The organism is Gordonia aichiensis NBRC 108223 (assembly GCF_000332975.1).
Lineage (GTDB): Bacteria > Actinomycetota > Actinomycetes > Mycobacteriales > Mycobacteriaceae > Gordonia > Gordonia aichiensis.
Genome location: NZ_BANR01000004.1, coordinates 413,821 through 429,518 on the forward strand (window position 1 = coordinate 413,821; position 15,698 = coordinate 429,518).

At 66.0% G+C, this 15,698-nt stretch carries 13 protein-coding genes; 11 read left to right on the forward strand and 2 right to left on the reverse strand.

Annotated features, from left to right (window positions below):
• Positions 1 to 3 precede the first annotated feature (3 nt).
• From GOACH_RS06560 to GOACH_RS06570, 3 genes are read left to right on the forward strand one after another with little or no spacing between them, the layout of a single operon-like run.
• On the forward strand, positions 4 to 357 hold the full coding sequence (locus tag GOACH_RS06560) for a hypothetical protein (protein WP_005172395.1): 354 nt from the start codon (positions 4 to 6) through the stop codon (positions 355 to 357).
• Complete coding sequence (nirB, locus tag GOACH_RS06565) at positions 357 to 2,828, forward strand: nitrite reductase large subunit NirB (protein WP_005172397.1); 2,472 nt, start codon at positions 357 to 359, stop codon at positions 2,826 to 2,828. The genes GOACH_RS06560 and nirB overlap by 1 nt, the downstream gene beginning before the upstream one ends.
• Positions 2,825 to 3,136: a Rieske (2Fe-2S) protein gene (locus GOACH_RS06570; protein ID WP_005172398.1), complete on the forward strand. Its 312-nt coding sequence runs from the start codon at positions 2,825 to 2,827 to the stop codon at positions 3,134 to 3,136. Before nirB ends, GOACH_RS06570 begins: the two co-directional genes overlap by 4 nt.
• A gap of 27 nt (positions 3,137 to 3,163) precedes the next feature.
• Here the strand turns inward: GOACH_RS06570 and kstR are convergent, their stop codons facing one another.
• Positions 3,164 to 3,892 (reverse strand): cholesterol catabolism transcriptional regulator KstR, encoded by a 729-nt coding sequence (gene kstR, locus GOACH_RS06575; RefSeq protein WP_005172400.1) that lies wholly within the window; start codon positions 3,890 to 3,892, stop codon positions 3,164 to 3,166.
• Positions 3,893 to 4,026: 134 nt separating this feature from the next.
• Between kstR and GOACH_RS06580 the strand changes: the two genes are divergently transcribed.
• The 8 genes from GOACH_RS06580 (at position 4,027) to GOACH_RS06615 (ending at position 14,353) form a co-directional block, all read left to right on the forward strand.
• Positions 4,027 to 6,219, forward strand: coding sequence for an acyl-CoA dehydrogenase family protein (locus tag GOACH_RS06580; RefSeq protein ID WP_005172402.1), 2,193 nt, complete (start codon positions 4,027 to 4,029; stop codon positions 6,217 to 6,219).
• 116 nt (positions 6,220 to 6,335) lie between these two features.
• A complete protein-coding gene (locus GOACH_RS06585) occupies positions 6,336 to 7,433 on the forward strand; it encodes an acyl-CoA dehydrogenase family protein (protein ID WP_005172404.1) in 1,098 nt (365 codons plus the stop codon).
• A gap of 72 nt (positions 7,434 to 7,505) precedes the next feature.
• On the forward strand, positions 7,506 to 8,669 hold the full coding sequence (locus GOACH_RS06590; RefSeq protein WP_005172407.1) for an acyl-CoA dehydrogenase family protein: 1,164 nt from the start codon (positions 7,506 to 7,508) through the stop codon (positions 8,667 to 8,669).
• Positions 8,666 to 9,733, forward strand: coding sequence for a bifunctional MaoC family dehydratase N-terminal/OB-fold nucleic acid binding domain-containing protein (locus GOACH_RS06595; protein WP_005172410.1), 1,068 nt, complete (start codon positions 8,666 to 8,668; stop codon positions 9,731 to 9,733). Before GOACH_RS06590 ends, GOACH_RS06595 begins: the two co-directional genes overlap by 4 nt.
• Complete coding sequence (locus GOACH_RS06600; RefSeq protein ID WP_005172413.1) at positions 9,730 to 10,140, forward strand: hotdog family protein; 411 nt, start codon at positions 9,730 to 9,732, stop codon at positions 10,138 to 10,140. The genes GOACH_RS06595 and GOACH_RS06600 overlap by 4 nt, the downstream gene beginning before the upstream one ends.
• On the forward strand, positions 10,140 to 11,315 hold the full coding sequence (locus GOACH_RS06605; RefSeq protein ID WP_005172416.1) for a lipid-transfer protein: 1,176 nt from the start codon (positions 10,140 to 10,142) through the stop codon (positions 11,313 to 11,315). Before GOACH_RS06600 ends, GOACH_RS06605 begins: the two co-directional genes overlap by 1 nt.
• Positions 11,316 to 11,423: 108 nt before the next feature.
• The gene (locus GOACH_RS06610; protein WP_005172419.1) at positions 11,424 to 13,070 is read left to right on the forward strand and encodes an AMP-binding protein; all 1,647 of its coding nucleotides are present in this window, start codon (positions 11,424 to 11,426) and stop codon (positions 13,068 to 13,070) included.
• Between the two features lie 77 nt (positions 13,071 to 13,147).
• Positions 13,148 to 14,353, forward strand: a complete 1,206-nt coding sequence (locus GOACH_RS06615) for a lipase family protein (RefSeq protein WP_005172420.1) — start codon at positions 13,148 to 13,150, stop codon at positions 14,351 to 14,353.
• Positions 14,354 to 14,368: 15 nt separating this feature from the next.
• On the opposite strand, the gene GOACH_RS06620 is transcribed toward GOACH_RS06615, so the two are convergent.
• Positions 14,369 to 15,694 carry an SLC13 family permease gene (locus GOACH_RS06620; RefSeq protein ID WP_005172422.1) on the reverse strand — a complete coding sequence of 442 codons (1,326 nt, stop codon included), beginning with the start codon at positions 15,692 to 15,694 and terminating at the stop codon, positions 14,369 to 14,371.
• Positions 15,695 to 15,698: the final 4 nt, after the last annotated feature.

Below are 15,698 nucleotides of genomic sequence, written 5' to 3' on the forward strand. Positions count from 1 at the left end.
CCCATGAGCGACACCAGCACACCCCGATTCCTGCAGGGACGATTTTCGTTCGCGGGCAAGGGATTCGACTCCCTCGATGTCATTGATTCATCGCTGACCATCACCGTTCCCGACGGCGCCACACTCCAGGCCGTGTACTTCCGGGGTGGCAACAGCGCCGACGCGATGATCACGATCGCGCTGATGCACAACGGCGAACCGGTGCGCTACTTTCCCATCGCCGCACAGGGCGCCACGCACGTGCCGCTGCGGTTGGTCGAGGATTTCATCGAGGGTGCCGACCTGTCGTTGGCGCTCACCGCACCCGCGGGCGCGGAGGGCACCGTGGTGATCGACCTGGGGCTGGTGGAGTTCTGATGCCCGTGCACTCGTTGGTGGTGGTGGGCAACGGCATGGCCGGTGCACGGGCTATCGAGGAGATCCTCGCGCGCGGTGGTGGCGAGCGCTTCGACATCACGGTCTTCGGCGACGAACCGTACGGCAACTACAACCGCATCGCCCTCTCACACGTCCTCGCCGGTACCGATGATCCCGACAACATCTACCTGAACACGGTCGCGTGGTACCGCGACAACGGGATCGATCTGCGCGCAGGTGTGCGGGTGGTGCGCATCGACCCGTATGCCAGAGTCGTGCTGGGCGACGACGGTTCCCGGGTGCGTTACGACAAGCTCGTCATCGCCACGGGCAGCCGGGCATTCTTCCCGCCCATCGACGGCCTCTGGGTCGATGACACCACCCTGCTCGGCGGTGTCTTCGGATTCCGCAGCCTCGACGACACCCGCGCCATCATCGAGCACGCCGACGACGCGACCCATGCCGTGGTCATCGGCGGGGGATTGCTCGGCCTCGAGGCGGCCTACGGGCTGCACGGGCGTGGTCTGGACGCGACCGTCGTGCACTCGGGGCCGATTCTGATGAACGCGCAGCTCGACGACACCGGGGGTGCCGTGCTGCGCAACGCGATCGAGGCCACGGGACTCGACGTCGTCACCGGTAAGCGCACGACGCACGCCTTCGCCGATCGTGAGAACGCGATCACCGCAGTGGGTTTCGCCGACGGTGAGCGGCTCGACTGTGATCTTCTGGTGCTCGCGACCGGCATCAGGCCCAACGTGGGGCTTGCGCGCGGCGCTGGGTTGACCGTCGAGCGGGCCATCGTCGTCGACGATCACATGAGGTCGATCGACGACGACGACATCTACGTCGTCGGCGAGTGCGCTCAGCATCGCGGACAGGTGTACGGGCTCGTCGCGCCGCTCTGGGAACAGGCGAAGGTGCTCGCCGACCACATCACGGACACCGATGAATCCGCCGCCTATCGCGGTTCGCGGACGTCGACCAAGCTCAAGGTCGCCGGCGTTGACGTCGCCCAGATGGGGGTCAAGGCACCGGAACTCGACGACGATGAGTATCTCCAGTTCTACGAGCCCCGCCACGGCGTCTACAAAACCGTCGTGATCCGTGACAACAAACTCGTCGGCGCGACGCTGGTCGGCGATGTCAGCAAGGTCTCCTTCCTCATGCAGGCGTTCGACCAACGCAGCGAGCTGCCGGACGAGCGACTCTCGCTGATGTTCGACATCGGAACCCCCGACGCCGCAACGGGAGTCGCGGAACTCTCCGACGATGCGCAGATATGCAACTGCAACGGCGTCGACAAGGCAGCCATCGTCGGCTGCGTCGCTCAGGGCGCCACGTCGGTGTCGGGGGTGATGGCGGCAACCCGCGCGGGAAAGGGGTGTGGCTCATGCAAGGGGCTTGTGACCCAGCTCGTCGAGTGGGCGGCGGGCGATGCGGTCACCGACGATCCGTCCGCGAACTGGTATGTGCCCGCGATTCCGTACGAGAAACCCGAACTCATGCGGCTCATCCGCGAACTGAAACTGCACTCGGTGCGTTCGGTCTTCGCTGCCCTGGCTCCCGACGGCACGGAGGACGCCAACTCCAAGATGGGTCTCTCGTCGTTGTTGGAGATGATGTGGGGGGCCGACTTCATCGACGAACGCGCGGAGCGATTCATCAATGACAGGGTGCACGCGAACATCCAACGCGACGGCACATTTTCCGTTGTGCCACAGATGAAGGGCGGCGTGACAAGCGTGGACCAACTACGCAAGATCGCCGACGTCGCAGAGAAGTACGACGTTCCGATGATCAAGCTCACCGGTGGTCAGCGCATCGATCTGCTCGGCGTCCGCAAAGAGGACCTGCCGAACGTGTGGGCCGATCTCGACATGCCATCGGGCTTCGCCTACGGCAAGAGCTTCCGCACCGTGAAAACCTGTGTGGGCAGCGACTTCTGCAGATTCGGTGTCGGCGACTCCACGGCGCTGGGAATCGCACTGGAAGAGCGCTATCAGGGCATCGCAGGGCCGGCCAAGATGAAGTTGGCGGTCACCGGATGCCCGCGCAACTGTGCCGAGGCGCTGTGCAAAGACCTCGGCGTGGTCGCGATCGACGGCGGGAAGTGGGAGATCTACGTGGGCGGAGCCGCGGGCGCGCACATCCGCAAAGGTGATCTGCTCGCGACCGTCGACAGTCCCGACGAGGTGATGATCCTGGCGGGCCGATTCCTCCAGTACTACCGGGAGAACGCGAAATGGCTCGAGCGTACCTACGCCTGGGTGCCGCGATACGGCATCGATAAGATCCGGGCCGTCGTCGTCGACGATGCCGAAGGCATTGCGCAGCAACTCGATACCAACATGCAGCGATCGGTCGCCGCCTATCGCGACCCGTGGCAGGACGGCAAGGAGCCTGCCACGCCGGGCCAGTTCCGCTCGGCTCTGCCGTTGCTGCCGCTGCCGCAGGTGCCGGTCCGATGAGTGAGGTCGCGCTCGGCAACATAGCCGACATCCCGCCGGGGGAGGGACGGGCGTTCGGTGTCCGCGGCGTCCAGATCGCGGTCTTCCGGTTACGCGACGATTCGTTGCGCGCTCTCGACGCGGTGTGCCCGCATCGCGGCGGACCGCTCGCCGACGCATTGATCGACGACTGCGTCGTCGTCTGCCCACTGCACAACCACACCTACGATCTGACCACGGGCAACGAGGTGGCTTTCGGTGGTGCAGGAGTGCGTGCATACGCGGTGCGCGCCGACGCCGCAGGCGAGATCTCGGTCGACCTGGACTGAGCTCCAGAACGCGGGCGGTGCGCTCTGCTATGCGTCCGCGGCGACCCGGCCTTTGAGTAGCAGCCGGACGGTGAGCTCGAGCCGGTTCGTCACGTCGGTCGCCGAAGCGCGACGCGTGAGCCACTGGACCAGGTTCGACATCCACACGTCCGAGAGCACGCGCGCGATGGCGAGTTCTTCCTCGCTCGGTTCACCGTCGTCGACGATCGCGCCTGCGAAGAGTCGATCGATGATCGAGGCCACCTGATCGACCTCTGCGGTCGCCGACGCGTCGGCGAACATGAAGGCGCGCGTCATGGCCTCGGTGAGCAGCGGATCGCGCTGCATCGCAAAGGTGATCATGTCGAGCACGTGACGAAGTCGCTCGATGGCGTTGTCGCCCTGCAGCTGGGAACGGTCGACGCGGGTCTCGACGCGCTCGAACTCGCGCGCGAGTGCGGTGACGAGCAGATGCACCTTCGACGGGAAGTAGCGATACAGGGTGCCCACCGCGACGTCGGCCTTCTCGGCGACCGTGCGCATCTGCACTGCGTCGTATCCGCCCTTGGAGGCGAGGGCGAGCGTGGCGTCGAGGATGCGGCGTCGACGATCACGCTGGGCTGCCGAACCACTCTCCGTCGTCGATGGCGCAGGTCCCGCGGACGTGGTGTCGGGCTGCGCGGGAGCGCCTTTGGCGGCGGCAGATTTCGACGCCGCTCCCTTGTTCGGATTCGGTGCCGACTTCTGTGGCACGGCATCTTCAGACGACCGGGTCATGTGTAGGCGACATCCTCATCTCGTGCCTGCCGACGCCATCGAGGGCGTCGGAAGATCTGGTGGACAAATACCCCCTCAGCCCATTAGAACAGGTTCTAATTCTTCGCCACAACCGACATGCAGAGGATTTCAGCGTGAGCCTTGCCACGTCCGCCGAACAGATCGCCGTCTGTGACGCCATTTCCGCGTGGGCGACGCGTCGTCGTACCACGGACATCGTACGGGCTGAACTGGAGAAACCGCGCGACCACTGGCGCGACCTGTTTCCGGAACTGGCCGAGTTGGGGGTGTTCGCCGCGGTGCTCGACGAGGCTCAGGGAGGCATCGGCGCCTCCTTCGTCGACACCGCCGCGATGGTCGAACAATGCGGAGCGGGGTTGGTGCCGGGTCCGGTCGCGGAGACCGTTGTAGCGGCCCTGGCGCTGTCGATGTCGACGGATTCGCGTGCCGCAGGCGCACGCGAATCGCTGGTGGCGGGCGAGGCATCCGCTGTAATCCCAGCTCTCACCCGTGCGGGTGGCGCGGCTGTGGTGACGGGCGGCTGTGTCGATCTCGGCAGCGTCGTCGGGTATGTCGATGGCAGCGTGATCCTGGCCGAACTCGCCGGTGAGGGCCTCGATGAGGGCTGGTATGTGATCCCGGCAGAGGCGGGCGTGCGCGAGGCCGCCCCGGCGCAGGGGCTCGACGGGAGGGGGTCGGTCAGTCGCCTGCGTGTAGTCGGTCTGGGCGTCGACGACCTGCTCGCACTCGACGACGGCGACGTGATCGCAGGCGCGTTGTCGGCAACCACGGCCGCGTACGCCAGCGGCGTGACGCGCTGGGTGCTCGACACCGCGGTGGAGTACGCCACGGTGCGGACACAGTTCGGCGTACCGATCGGTTCGTTCCAGGCCGTCAAGCACATCTGCGCCGACATGCTCTGCCGCAGCGAGCAGGTCACCGCGGCGGCCTGGGACCTCGCGGCGGCGGTCGACGCAGCCCTCGCCGCTCCGCCCGGCGACCCCGAAGGCGACACTGCGCGGGAGCAACTCGCGTTCTCCCGGCTCGCCGCCGACGTGCTGGTCGCGTCGCTGCCCGTGGCGAGCGCCGAGGACTGCATCCAGGTGCTCGGCGGCATCGGGTTCACCTTCGAGCACGACGCACACCTCTACCTGCGAACCGCACTGGCGCTACGGGCCGCGACCGCCGCGACGTCGACTCAGCGTGCACAACTCGGCCGCCTCGGCATCCTCGGCCGGCGTCGACATTTCGAACTCGACCTGAGTGCGGTGGAACATCGTCGCGACGCGATCAGGGCAGATATCGACGACATCGCGGCGGCCGCACCTGCTGCGAAACGGGCGATGATGGTCGAATCCGGTTATCTCACCCCGCATTGGCCGTCGCCGTACGGACTCGGGGCCGACCCAGCCCTGCAGTTGCTCATCGACGCTGAGTTCGAACGTGCGGGCGTCGAGCGTCCCGATCTCGTGATCGGCGCATGGGCGATTCCGACCATCCTCGAACACGGAACCCCCGAGCAGCGCGCGCGTTTCGTGCGGCCGACCCTCGACGGCGACATCGTCTGGTGCCAGTTGTTCAGCGAGCCCGAGGCAGGCTCCGACCTCGCGTCGCTGCGTACCAGGGCCGTTCGCGCCGACGGTGGTTGGCGCCTGTCGGGGCAGAAGATCTGGACGTCACAGGCACACAACGCGCAGTGGGGGATCTGCCTGGCGCGCACCGATCCCGAGGCGCCGAAACACAAGGGCATCACCTATTTCCTCGTCGACATGTCGGCGACCGGAATCGACATCCGGCCGCTGCGCGAGCTGTCGGGCCAGGCGAACTTCAACGAGGTCTTCCTCGACGACGTGTTCGTTCCCGACGAGTGCGTCGTCGGCGAGGTCAACGGTGGCTGGCGACTGGCTCGCACGACGCTTGCCAATGAACGTGTGGCGATGGGCGGCTCGGGGCTGGGCAAGGAGATGGACGCATTGCTCGCTCAGATCGGGTCCATGGAGCGGGAACTGACCGACGACGAGCTGCGGCGGCTGGGTGAGCTGGTCGCCGACGCGCACGTCGGACGTGTCCTCGACGCCCTCGCGGTGACCCGACGGTTGGCGGGCCACGATCCGGGAGCGGTGTCGAGCGTGCGCAAGCTGATCGGCGTCGCACACCGCCAGTCGGTACCCGAATTCGGTCTCGATCTGCTCGGCGTCGACGGTGTGGCGGCTGGTGAGGCCTCCGAGCAGCTACTGCAGAACAGGTGTCTGTCCATCGCGGGCGGCACCACCCAGATCTTGAGAACAGCAGCGGCGGAACGGATTCTCGGTCTGCCGCGCGGCTGACAAACGTCGCGACCTGTGAATCTGCAGATCAACCCGCAATTCGCCCATCAAGGGCGCCGAGTCTGATACAACTAGAACGAGTTCTAGTTTTGCTGATTGTGAGAAGGGGACCGTCGGTGGATTTCGGCATGGGCAGCTCCGGACAAGCGGTTGCGGATGTGGCGGACGACGTGCTCTCCCGCCACGAGCCGGACTGGACGTCGCTATTCGGCGGGAGGACGCGGGCGGGCGAGACACTCGAGGCGGCCACGACATCGCGCGCCGGCTTCGATGACGTGCTCTGGAGGTCGCTGACCGACGCCGGGGTGCTCGCCCTGCCGCTGCCCTCGACGTTCGACGGGGACGACCTCGGTGTCCTCGACCTGTTGCCGCTGCTCCGACGACTGGGCTCGGCGGCAGCGGTGACGCCCGCGCTCGGATCGCTCACCTCGGCACTGTTTCTGCAGACCGTTGACCCGGCGTCGCGCGAACGTCACACGGCGACGCTGACCGGAGGTGCGTGGCACGCGATCGCCATCGGCGAACCCGGCGACTCGTTGACGTCGACGCCGCGCACCACCGTGTGCCAGGGGACGTTGTCGGGCACCAAGAGCGGAGTACTACACGCCGACGGTGCGTCGACGCTGCTCGTCGCCTGCGACGCAGGGGTCGTCGCGGTGGATCGCAACGCCGCGGGGGTTTCTCTCACCCGAACCCCGACGTCGAGTGGATGGGGCGAGTTCACGGTGCGATTCGACGACGTACACGTCGACGACGATGCCGTGCTGAGTGGCGACGTCTCCGGATTGCGCGACCTTCACCGGCTCGCGCTGAGCGCGTATGCAGACGGCCTCGTCTCCGGAGCCACCAGACTGACTGCAGACCACGTGTCCACCCGAACCCAGTTCGGCAAACCGATCGCGCTGTTCCAGGCCGTCGGGCAACAGTTGGCCGACATCTACGTGATCGGCAGGTCGTTGAACCTCGCGACCACCGCCGCTGCCTGGCGTATGTCAGAAGGCCGTGACGCCCAGCAGGATCTGGGTATCGCGGCGTACTGGGCGGCGGCCGAGATCCCCGCGGCGATGCGAACGATGACCCACCTGCACGGCGGTGTCGGCGTCGACCTCACGTATCCGTTGCACCGATACTTCTCGATCGCCAAGGATCTCGCGCGGCTCGTCGGAGGCGCGGGGGCCCGACTCGACGAACTCGCCGATGCGTCGGCCCGATAGCGACGCCACGGCGATCCGACCGACAAGCACGTACCGACCACCACCGCGCACAACACCCAGGGGACAGAACCGATGTTCATAGACCTCACGCCGGAGCAACAGCAGTTGCGTGCAGAGCTGCGTGAGTACTTCGCCGATCTGGTCGGTCCGGAGGCAGCGAAGACCATGCTGACCGAGCGCCACGGCGCGACGTATCGTGACGTGATCTCGCAGATGGGCCGCGACGGATGGCTCGGAGTCGGCTGGCCGAAAGAGTACGGCGGCAAGGGGTTCGGCGAGATCGAGCAACAGATCTTCACCAACGAGGCTGTACGCGCCGATGTTCCGCTTCCCGCGGTGACCCTCCAGACCGTTGGTCCGACCCTTCAAGTGCACGGAACCGAGGAGCAGAAGCAACTCTTCCTGCCCAGAATCCTATCCGGGGATGTGCATTTCGCGATCGGCTACACCGAGCCCGAAGCGGGTACCGATCTCGCCTCACTCGCCACCGGCGCGGTTCTCGAGGGTGACCACTACGTGGTCAACGGCCAGAAGATCTTCACCACGGGCGCTCACGACGCCGACTACATCTGGTTGGCCGTGCGTACGGACAAGTCGGCTCCGAAGCACAAGGGCATCTCGATCCTGATCGTCGACACCTCCGACCCCGGGTTCAGTTGGACCCCCATCATCACCGCCGACGGTGCACATCACGTGAATGCCACGTACTACAACGACGTACGCGTGCCCGTGTCGATGCGGGTGGGCGAGGAGGGCGGCGGATGGAAGCTCATCACCACCCAGCTCAACCACGAACGCGTCATGCTCGGACCCGCAGGGCGCATCGAGGGCCTCGCCGCACGGGCCAGGGAATGGGCATCGCGGCCGGGGCCGGACGGCACGGTGATCGCGAAGCACCCCGATGTCGCCCGAGCGCTCGCGGAGATCGACGCGTACGCGCGGATCAACGAACTCCTCAACTGGCAGGTCGCGTCGACCGGCGAGGCCATCTCCATGGCTGATGCCGCGGCGACCAAGGTGTTTGCGACCGAACGCGTGCAGAAGGTGTGCCGGATGATCGACGAGATCGTCGGACGATACGGCGATTTCACCGATCCGGACACGGCAGCACTCGTCGACTGGCTCGATGTGCAGGAGAAGAGGAATGCGGTGATCACGTTCGGTGGAGGCGTCAACGAGGTGATGCGCGACATGATCGCCACCGCAGGACTTGGATTGCCGAGGGCACCGCGATGACCGACAGCGACACCATCCGTTCCGCAGCACAGGCGATTATCGACGCAGGTCCGAGTGCTCCCACCCTCGGGCGCGATCCGGTCAACACCCCGATGATCAACAACTGGGTGGAGGCGATCGGCGACACCAACCCCATCTATGTCGACGACGACGCTGCCCGTGCCGCAGGACATCCCGGCGTCGTGGCGCCTCCCGCGATGGCGCAGGTGTGGACGATGCGCGGGCTGCACGGCATTCGCACCGACGACGATCCGCTCGGCCGGGCCTCGGAGCTGTTCGACGAGGCGGGCTACACGTCCGTCGTCGCCACCAACTGTGACACCACCTATCATCGCTACCTCGCTGTCGGAGAACAGGTGTCACTGTCGGCGGCGTTGGTCGACGTCGTCGGACCCAAACAAACAGCGCTCGGTGAGGGGTGGTTCTTCACCACGCGCAACACCTGGTCGGTGGGCGACGAGGTGGTCGCCGAGATGGACTTCCGCATTTTGAAATTCCGGCCGCACGACGCCGCGTCGACCACCGCCTCCACCAACGCGAAGCCTGCGACCGATGACGTGCCCGCCGATCTCGACCCCTCACGCATGTTGCGCCCCAGCGCCTCCCGCGACACAGAGTTCTTCTGGGAGGGCATCGCAGCCCACGAACTGCGTATCCAGCGACTCGACGACGGTTCGCTGCGCCATCCGCCGATACCGGCGACCTGGAAACCCCGACAACCCGACGGCACGGTCCCGACCACGGACTACGTCGTGGCGGCAGGTACGGGAACCGTGTACAGCTACGTGGTCCACCGGGCGCCCAAGGTGCCCGGGCGTGAACTGCCGTTTGTCGTCGCGCTTGTCGAACTCGACGGACTCGAGGCAGTCGTCGACGAGGGAGGCGGAGCAGCGCACTCGTCACCGGTCCGCATGCTTGCCGAACTGCGCGATGTCGACCCCGCCGACGTGCACATCGGGCAGCGCGTCGAAGCGATGTTCCTCGACTTTCCCGCCGACGAACAGTCGGGTACCGACGCCTGGACGCTGCATGCGTGGCGCCCGACAGCAGAGGAGGCCGAGTGACCACCAGTGCGATACCCACTGTTGAGGTGGGAACGACGTTGCCGCCGTTGACCATCGACGCGACTCCCACGTTCATCGTGTCGACGGCGCTGGCGACCCGCGACTTCCAGGATGTGCATCACGACCGGGATCTGGCACAGGCCAAGGGATCCAAAGACATCTTCGTCAACATTCTCACCGACACCGGACTCGTGGAGCGGTTCGTCACCGACTGGGCAGGCCCGTCGGCGAGGATCGGCTCGATCACGCTGAAACTCGGTGTGCCGTGGTATGCCTACGACTCGCTGACGTTCACCGGTGAAGTGACCCAGGTCGACGACGATGTCGTGACCGTCGCCGTCACGGGCACCAATTCACTGGGCAAACATGTGATCTCGACGGTCGCACTCAGAGTGGGAGATCGCTGATGGGACGTTTGTCGGGGGCCGCCGCGATCGCCGGGATCGGTGCAACCGAGTTCTCCAAGAATTCCGGACGCAGCGAACTGCGGCTCGCGGCAGAGGCCGTGCAATCGGCACTGGCCGACGCGGGCCTGACCGCGTCAGACGTCGACGGCCTGGTCAGCTTCACCATGGACACCAACGCCGAGATCGCCGTTGCACGAGCCGTGGGGATTCCTGAGCTCACTTACTTCTCGCGTATCCACTATGGCGGTGGCGCTGCGTGTTCGACGGTGCAACAGGCGGCGATGGCCGTGGCCACGGGTGTCGCCGACGTCGTCGTGGCATATCGGGCGTTCAACGAACGCTCGGGATTGCGCTTCGGGCAGGTCAACTCGGCCGTGGCCAATCAGGAGAACTCGTCGGGGACCGACAACGCATTCAGCTATCCGCACGGATTGTCGACCCCGGCGGCCTTCGTTGCCATGGTTGCGCAGCGGTACCTACACGAGTACGGCGCCACGAGTGAGGATTTCGGTCGCATCGCCGTCGTCGACCGTAAGCATGCGGCCACCAATCCCGCGGCGTTCTTCCACGGCAAGCCCATCACCCTTGCCGATCACCAACAATCGCGTTACATCGCCGAGCCTCTGCATCTGCTCGACTGCTGTCAGGAGTCCGACGGAGGTGTCGCGATCGTGGTCGTGTCTGCCGAACGTGCGCGCGACCTTCGGCAGCGTCCCGCGGTGATCTCGGCAGCAGCGTCAGGTAGCGGCGTCGATCAGTTCATCATGACGAGCTACTACCGCGACGAACTCGCAGCGCTACCCGAGATGGGTGTGGTGGGCAGGCAACTGTGGGAGCAGTCGGGACTCGCGCCCGGCGATATGGATGCCGCGATTCTCTACGACCACTTCACGCCCTACACCCTGTTGCAGTTGGAGGAACTCGGATTCTGCGGTCGCGGTGAGGCAAAGGATTTCGTGCGGGAACCGGGCGCGTTGGAAGTCGGCGGGCGGCTCCCGTTGAACACGCACGGAGGCCAGCTCGGGGAGGCATACATACACGGGATGAACGGAATAGCAGAAGCGGTGCGGCAACTGCGCGGCACGTCGGTGAACCAGGTTCCGGGAGCGCAGCGTGTCGTGGTGACGGCCGGAACGGGTGTTCCGACCAGTGGTTTGGTGCTCACGGCAGCGTAGGGGAGCGCGGCGGCGGTTGCCCGAGCGTCGCGAGTATGCACGCACGTGAACCGCTTGACAGACAACGACAGTGGTCGACTAGCAATGCAGTAAGAGGAGCCAGGAGCAATGAAATTCAACCTCGCCGACGTGTTCGAGACGGTCGCCGATTCTGTCCCCGAGCGGATCGCCCTCAGCTACGGCGGACGACAGATCAGCTATGCCGAACTCGACCGGCTCGCCAATCAGGTCGCGCACCTGTTCGCCGCACACGGCATCGGGCTCGACGACAACGTGTCGCTGTTCCTCAAGAACAGCGTCGAACACGTCACCAGCCTGCTCGGCCTGCTGAAGGTCCGAGCGGTTCCGGTCAACGTCAACTATCGCTATACCAATGCCGAGCTGAGCTACATCTTCGACAACTCCGACTCGCGCGGAATCGTCGTCGAGGAGCCGGACCACCAGCGCAGTGTCGCCACCTTGCTGCCCGATCTTCCCCTCGTGCGAACGGTGTTCGTCATCGGTGAGATCGTTGACGAACTACGTGCCGCCGCCGATGCACTGCCCGATGGCCGGTCGGTGCGTGTGGTCGCGTTCTCGGACTCGGAGAAGCTCTCCGATACACGAGATTTCGAGGAGCGGACCGGCGACGAGCACTACCTCCTCTATACCGGTGGCACGACCGGATACCCCAAGGGCGTGATCTGGAGCCACGACGACTTCTTCCGCAAGCCGATCTCCGGTGGCAACCCGTACGGTGAGGCGCGCAAGGACCTGGCCGAGGTTGGCGCTGCAGTCAAGGACTTCGGGTCGATCGCCTTCAACATCGCGGCCCCGCTGATGCACGGCGCAGCGTCGTACTCGTTGTTCACCTTCCTCACCCTCGGCGGCCGGTTGGTGCTGATGCGCGACTTCGACCCGGAGGCCATCGTGTCCGGGATCGAGGAGGAGAAGATCCAGATCATCCTCATCGTCGGCGACGCGATGGGTATGCCGCTCGTCGAAGAACTCGAGCGGCGCAGGGACGACGTCGACCTGTCATCGTTGTTCTCGATCACCTCCGGTGGGGCGATCTGGTCGCAGCACGTCCGGGAGCGGATGGCAGCGGTCAAGCCGGATCTGGTGCTGCGCGACAACTTCGGGGCGTCGGAGTCGGGTAACGACGGCGAGATCGTGATGGACGACAACGGCAACCTGCGGGTGCCGCCGACGGACAAGATGATGGTCGTCGACGAATCGCTCAACGCGATCGAGCCGGGGTCGGGGGATGTCGGATACATCGCGCGGATCGGTAACGTGCCTCTTGGCTATTACAAGGACGAGGCGAAGTCGGCCAAGACATTTCCGACGCTGCCAGACGGACGACGCGTCTCGATCCTCGGGGACATGGGAACGGTGGAGGCGGACGGCACCATCGTGTTCCTCGGCCGCGGTTCGCAATGCATCAACTCCGGCGGCGAGAAGGTCTATGCCGAAGAGGTCGAGGCCGCCCTGCACGCGCACCCGGCCGTCGCCGACGCGCTGGTGGTGCCGGTGCCCGATCCCAGGTACGGGCAGAAGGTCGGTGCTGTCGTCTCCGTTGCCGACGGTCAGCCCGAACCGACGCTCGACGAACTCCAGACGCACTGCCGGGAAACACTGGCGGGGTACAAGGTTCCGCGGGTCGTGGTGTTCGTGGACGAGGTCAAGCGCACCCCCGCGGGCAAGGCGGATTACAAGTGGGCCAAGGCCACTGCTGCCGACGCTCCGGCCACTCCGGAGTCGGCCGGGGTGTAGGCCCCGGTGCCAAGTCGCTCGAGCGTGTTCGATCCGGTGCCGTGGATCCCGGGGATGACGAGCGGGTCGGTCGGTGCATGTATACGGTGTTCAGCGTGAGTGAGCGCAGCAGGGTCGGACGCCGGATCGGCGTGATCGTGACGGCGATGGCAATCGCCATGACAACCGTGTCGGCGGTGATCGGCAGCACACCCGCCGACGCCGCGCCGGGCGGGGTTCCGGGCACGGTGGTCTCCACCGAGGCGCTACCTGCGCGGATCACGGTGCCCGGAGCCGTCGACGCCAAGCGCGTCACCTACTGGACCAAGGGCGTGCGAGATGCGGCGGCGTTGTCGAGCGGCGCGGTCTACCTCCCGCCCGGTACGCCCCCCAAGGGCGGTTGGCCGGTGATCGCGTGGGCCCACGGCACAACGGGTCTCGCCGATCACTGTGCCTACTCCATCGGCGGCCCGGTCGCGATCGAGCGCGACTGGGAGTATCTGCGCTCGTGGATGTCGCAGGGCTACGCGGTGGTGGCCTCCGACTACGTCGGACTCGGTACTCCCGGCAACCACCCGTATCTCAACGGTCGGGTCGAGGCGCACAGCATCGTCGACAGCGTGAAGGCCGCGCGAGCGGTCTACCCGCAGTTGTCGCGGAAGTGGGCGGTCGTCGGACAGTCGCAGGGCGGTGGAGCTGCGATCACCACTGCGCGCTACGCCACCGAATTCGGCGGCAACGAACTCGACTATCGCGGGGCCGTCGGGACCGGGGTACCGGCATACATCGAAAATCTGGTTGCGGCGCTTGGTCGCCCGTCACCGGTACCCCTCGGGGGGTTCTCGCCCAACACCACGATCTACGTGATGTATATCCTGTCGGGGCTGCGAACATCGTTCCCCGAGTGGAACATCAACTCGTTCCTGACCCCCTATGGACGCCACTGGGTCGACAAGGCGGAGACACTGTGCGACTCCGACGACGAACTCGGCGGTCTGGTTCGTTCGCAGAAGGTCGACCCCGGGAAGTTGTTGAGCCGCCCACTGGCTGAGATTCCCGGTTTCCAGGCCACGCTGACCGACTACATGGGGATTCCCGAATCCGGTTACGACCGACCGTTCTTCATCGGTCAGGGTGGCCTCGACACCGACGTCAACACACCCGGTGTGCTGCTGCTCGCGTCGCGTCTCAAGGCCAACAACCAGCCCGTGACCTTCCGGTTCTACCCGAACAAGGACCACAGCGGCACGGTCAATGCGTCGAAGGTCGACTCTATCCCGTTCATCGCCAAGCAGTTCCGCTGATCGGGCGCGTCGAAGTCAGCCGAACACGCGCAGCCCCGCCCACAGCGCGAGCACGGCGGTGATCAGCGTCAGCGGTACCGACACGGCGCCGAGTTTCAGGTACACATGCGATGACGTGGACGCCGAGTGCTGCCGCATGACATCGCGCCACAGCAGGTTGGCGAGTGATCCGAACACCGCGAGGTTGGGGCCGATGTTGACACCCAGCAGCACGGCGAGAACCAGGGCAGGCTGACCGGACACGAGCGGGACCAGCAGCAGCGTCGCCGGAAGGTTGTTGAAGAGGTTCGCGGCCACTGCGGCGATGACCGCGGCGCACAGCAGCGCCACGAGTCCGGTACCCGACGGCATCAACGTCGAGAAGAGATCACCGACCGGTCCGTTCCGCACGGGCAGGATGATCACGCCCAGTGCTGCCACGAAGATCAGGAACGAGACATTGACGGCCCGTGCGGTACCCACAAGTGTGGCTCGCGGCGCGCACCACAGCGACGGCACCAGCATCACGACAGCACCGATCCCGGCGACAGCGGCAAGCGGCACGCCGAGGGGTTCGGCGACGACGAACCCCACCAAGAGCGCTCCGACGGCGGCAAGCGTGACGACCGGTGCCCGCATGCCCGACTCGACGGCCCGTGCATCGTCCCGCGCCGCAGTCTCAGGCGGCTGCCGCTGTGTGACGGGTCTGTCGTCGACGTCCGTCCCACCCGCCTGCGTCGACAACTCGGGCGCGAAGAACCATCGAAAGACCAGATACTCGACGACGATCGCCACAACCCACGGCCCGGCCATGAGGGCGCTGAAGCGAGTGAAAGTCACGCCGGCGGCGCTGAACGCCAACAGATTGGTGAGGTTGGAAACGGGCAGAAGCGTCGACGCGCTGTTGGCCATGTGATTGCTCGCGTACGCGACGGGTGCGACCCTGGCCCCGATGTGCCGGGCGGTCAGCACGGCCACCGGCGTCAGCAGCACGATTGTCGTGTCGAGCGACAGAACGGCGGTCGTGACAGCGGCGACCACGACCACGATGCGCAACAGTCCGACCGCGGAGCCTCGGCTCCACCGGGCGAGTGCGACGCCAACCCATGTGAACACTCCTGCGCGTGAGCAGATCTCGGCGACCACCAGCATCGCGGCGAGGAACCCGATCGTCGGCAGCATGAATGCGATCTCCGTCGTGGCGGCGTGCCGGTCGACGAGGCCGAGCGCAACTACCAGCAATGCGGCCGGGACCGCGACCACCGCGGGCGGGACCCGCGCGGCCGACACCGTGGCCACGATCACCACCACCAGCACGACGACCGCGACCACGCTGCCGAGTGCACTGCTCGCCGCGATCATCGGA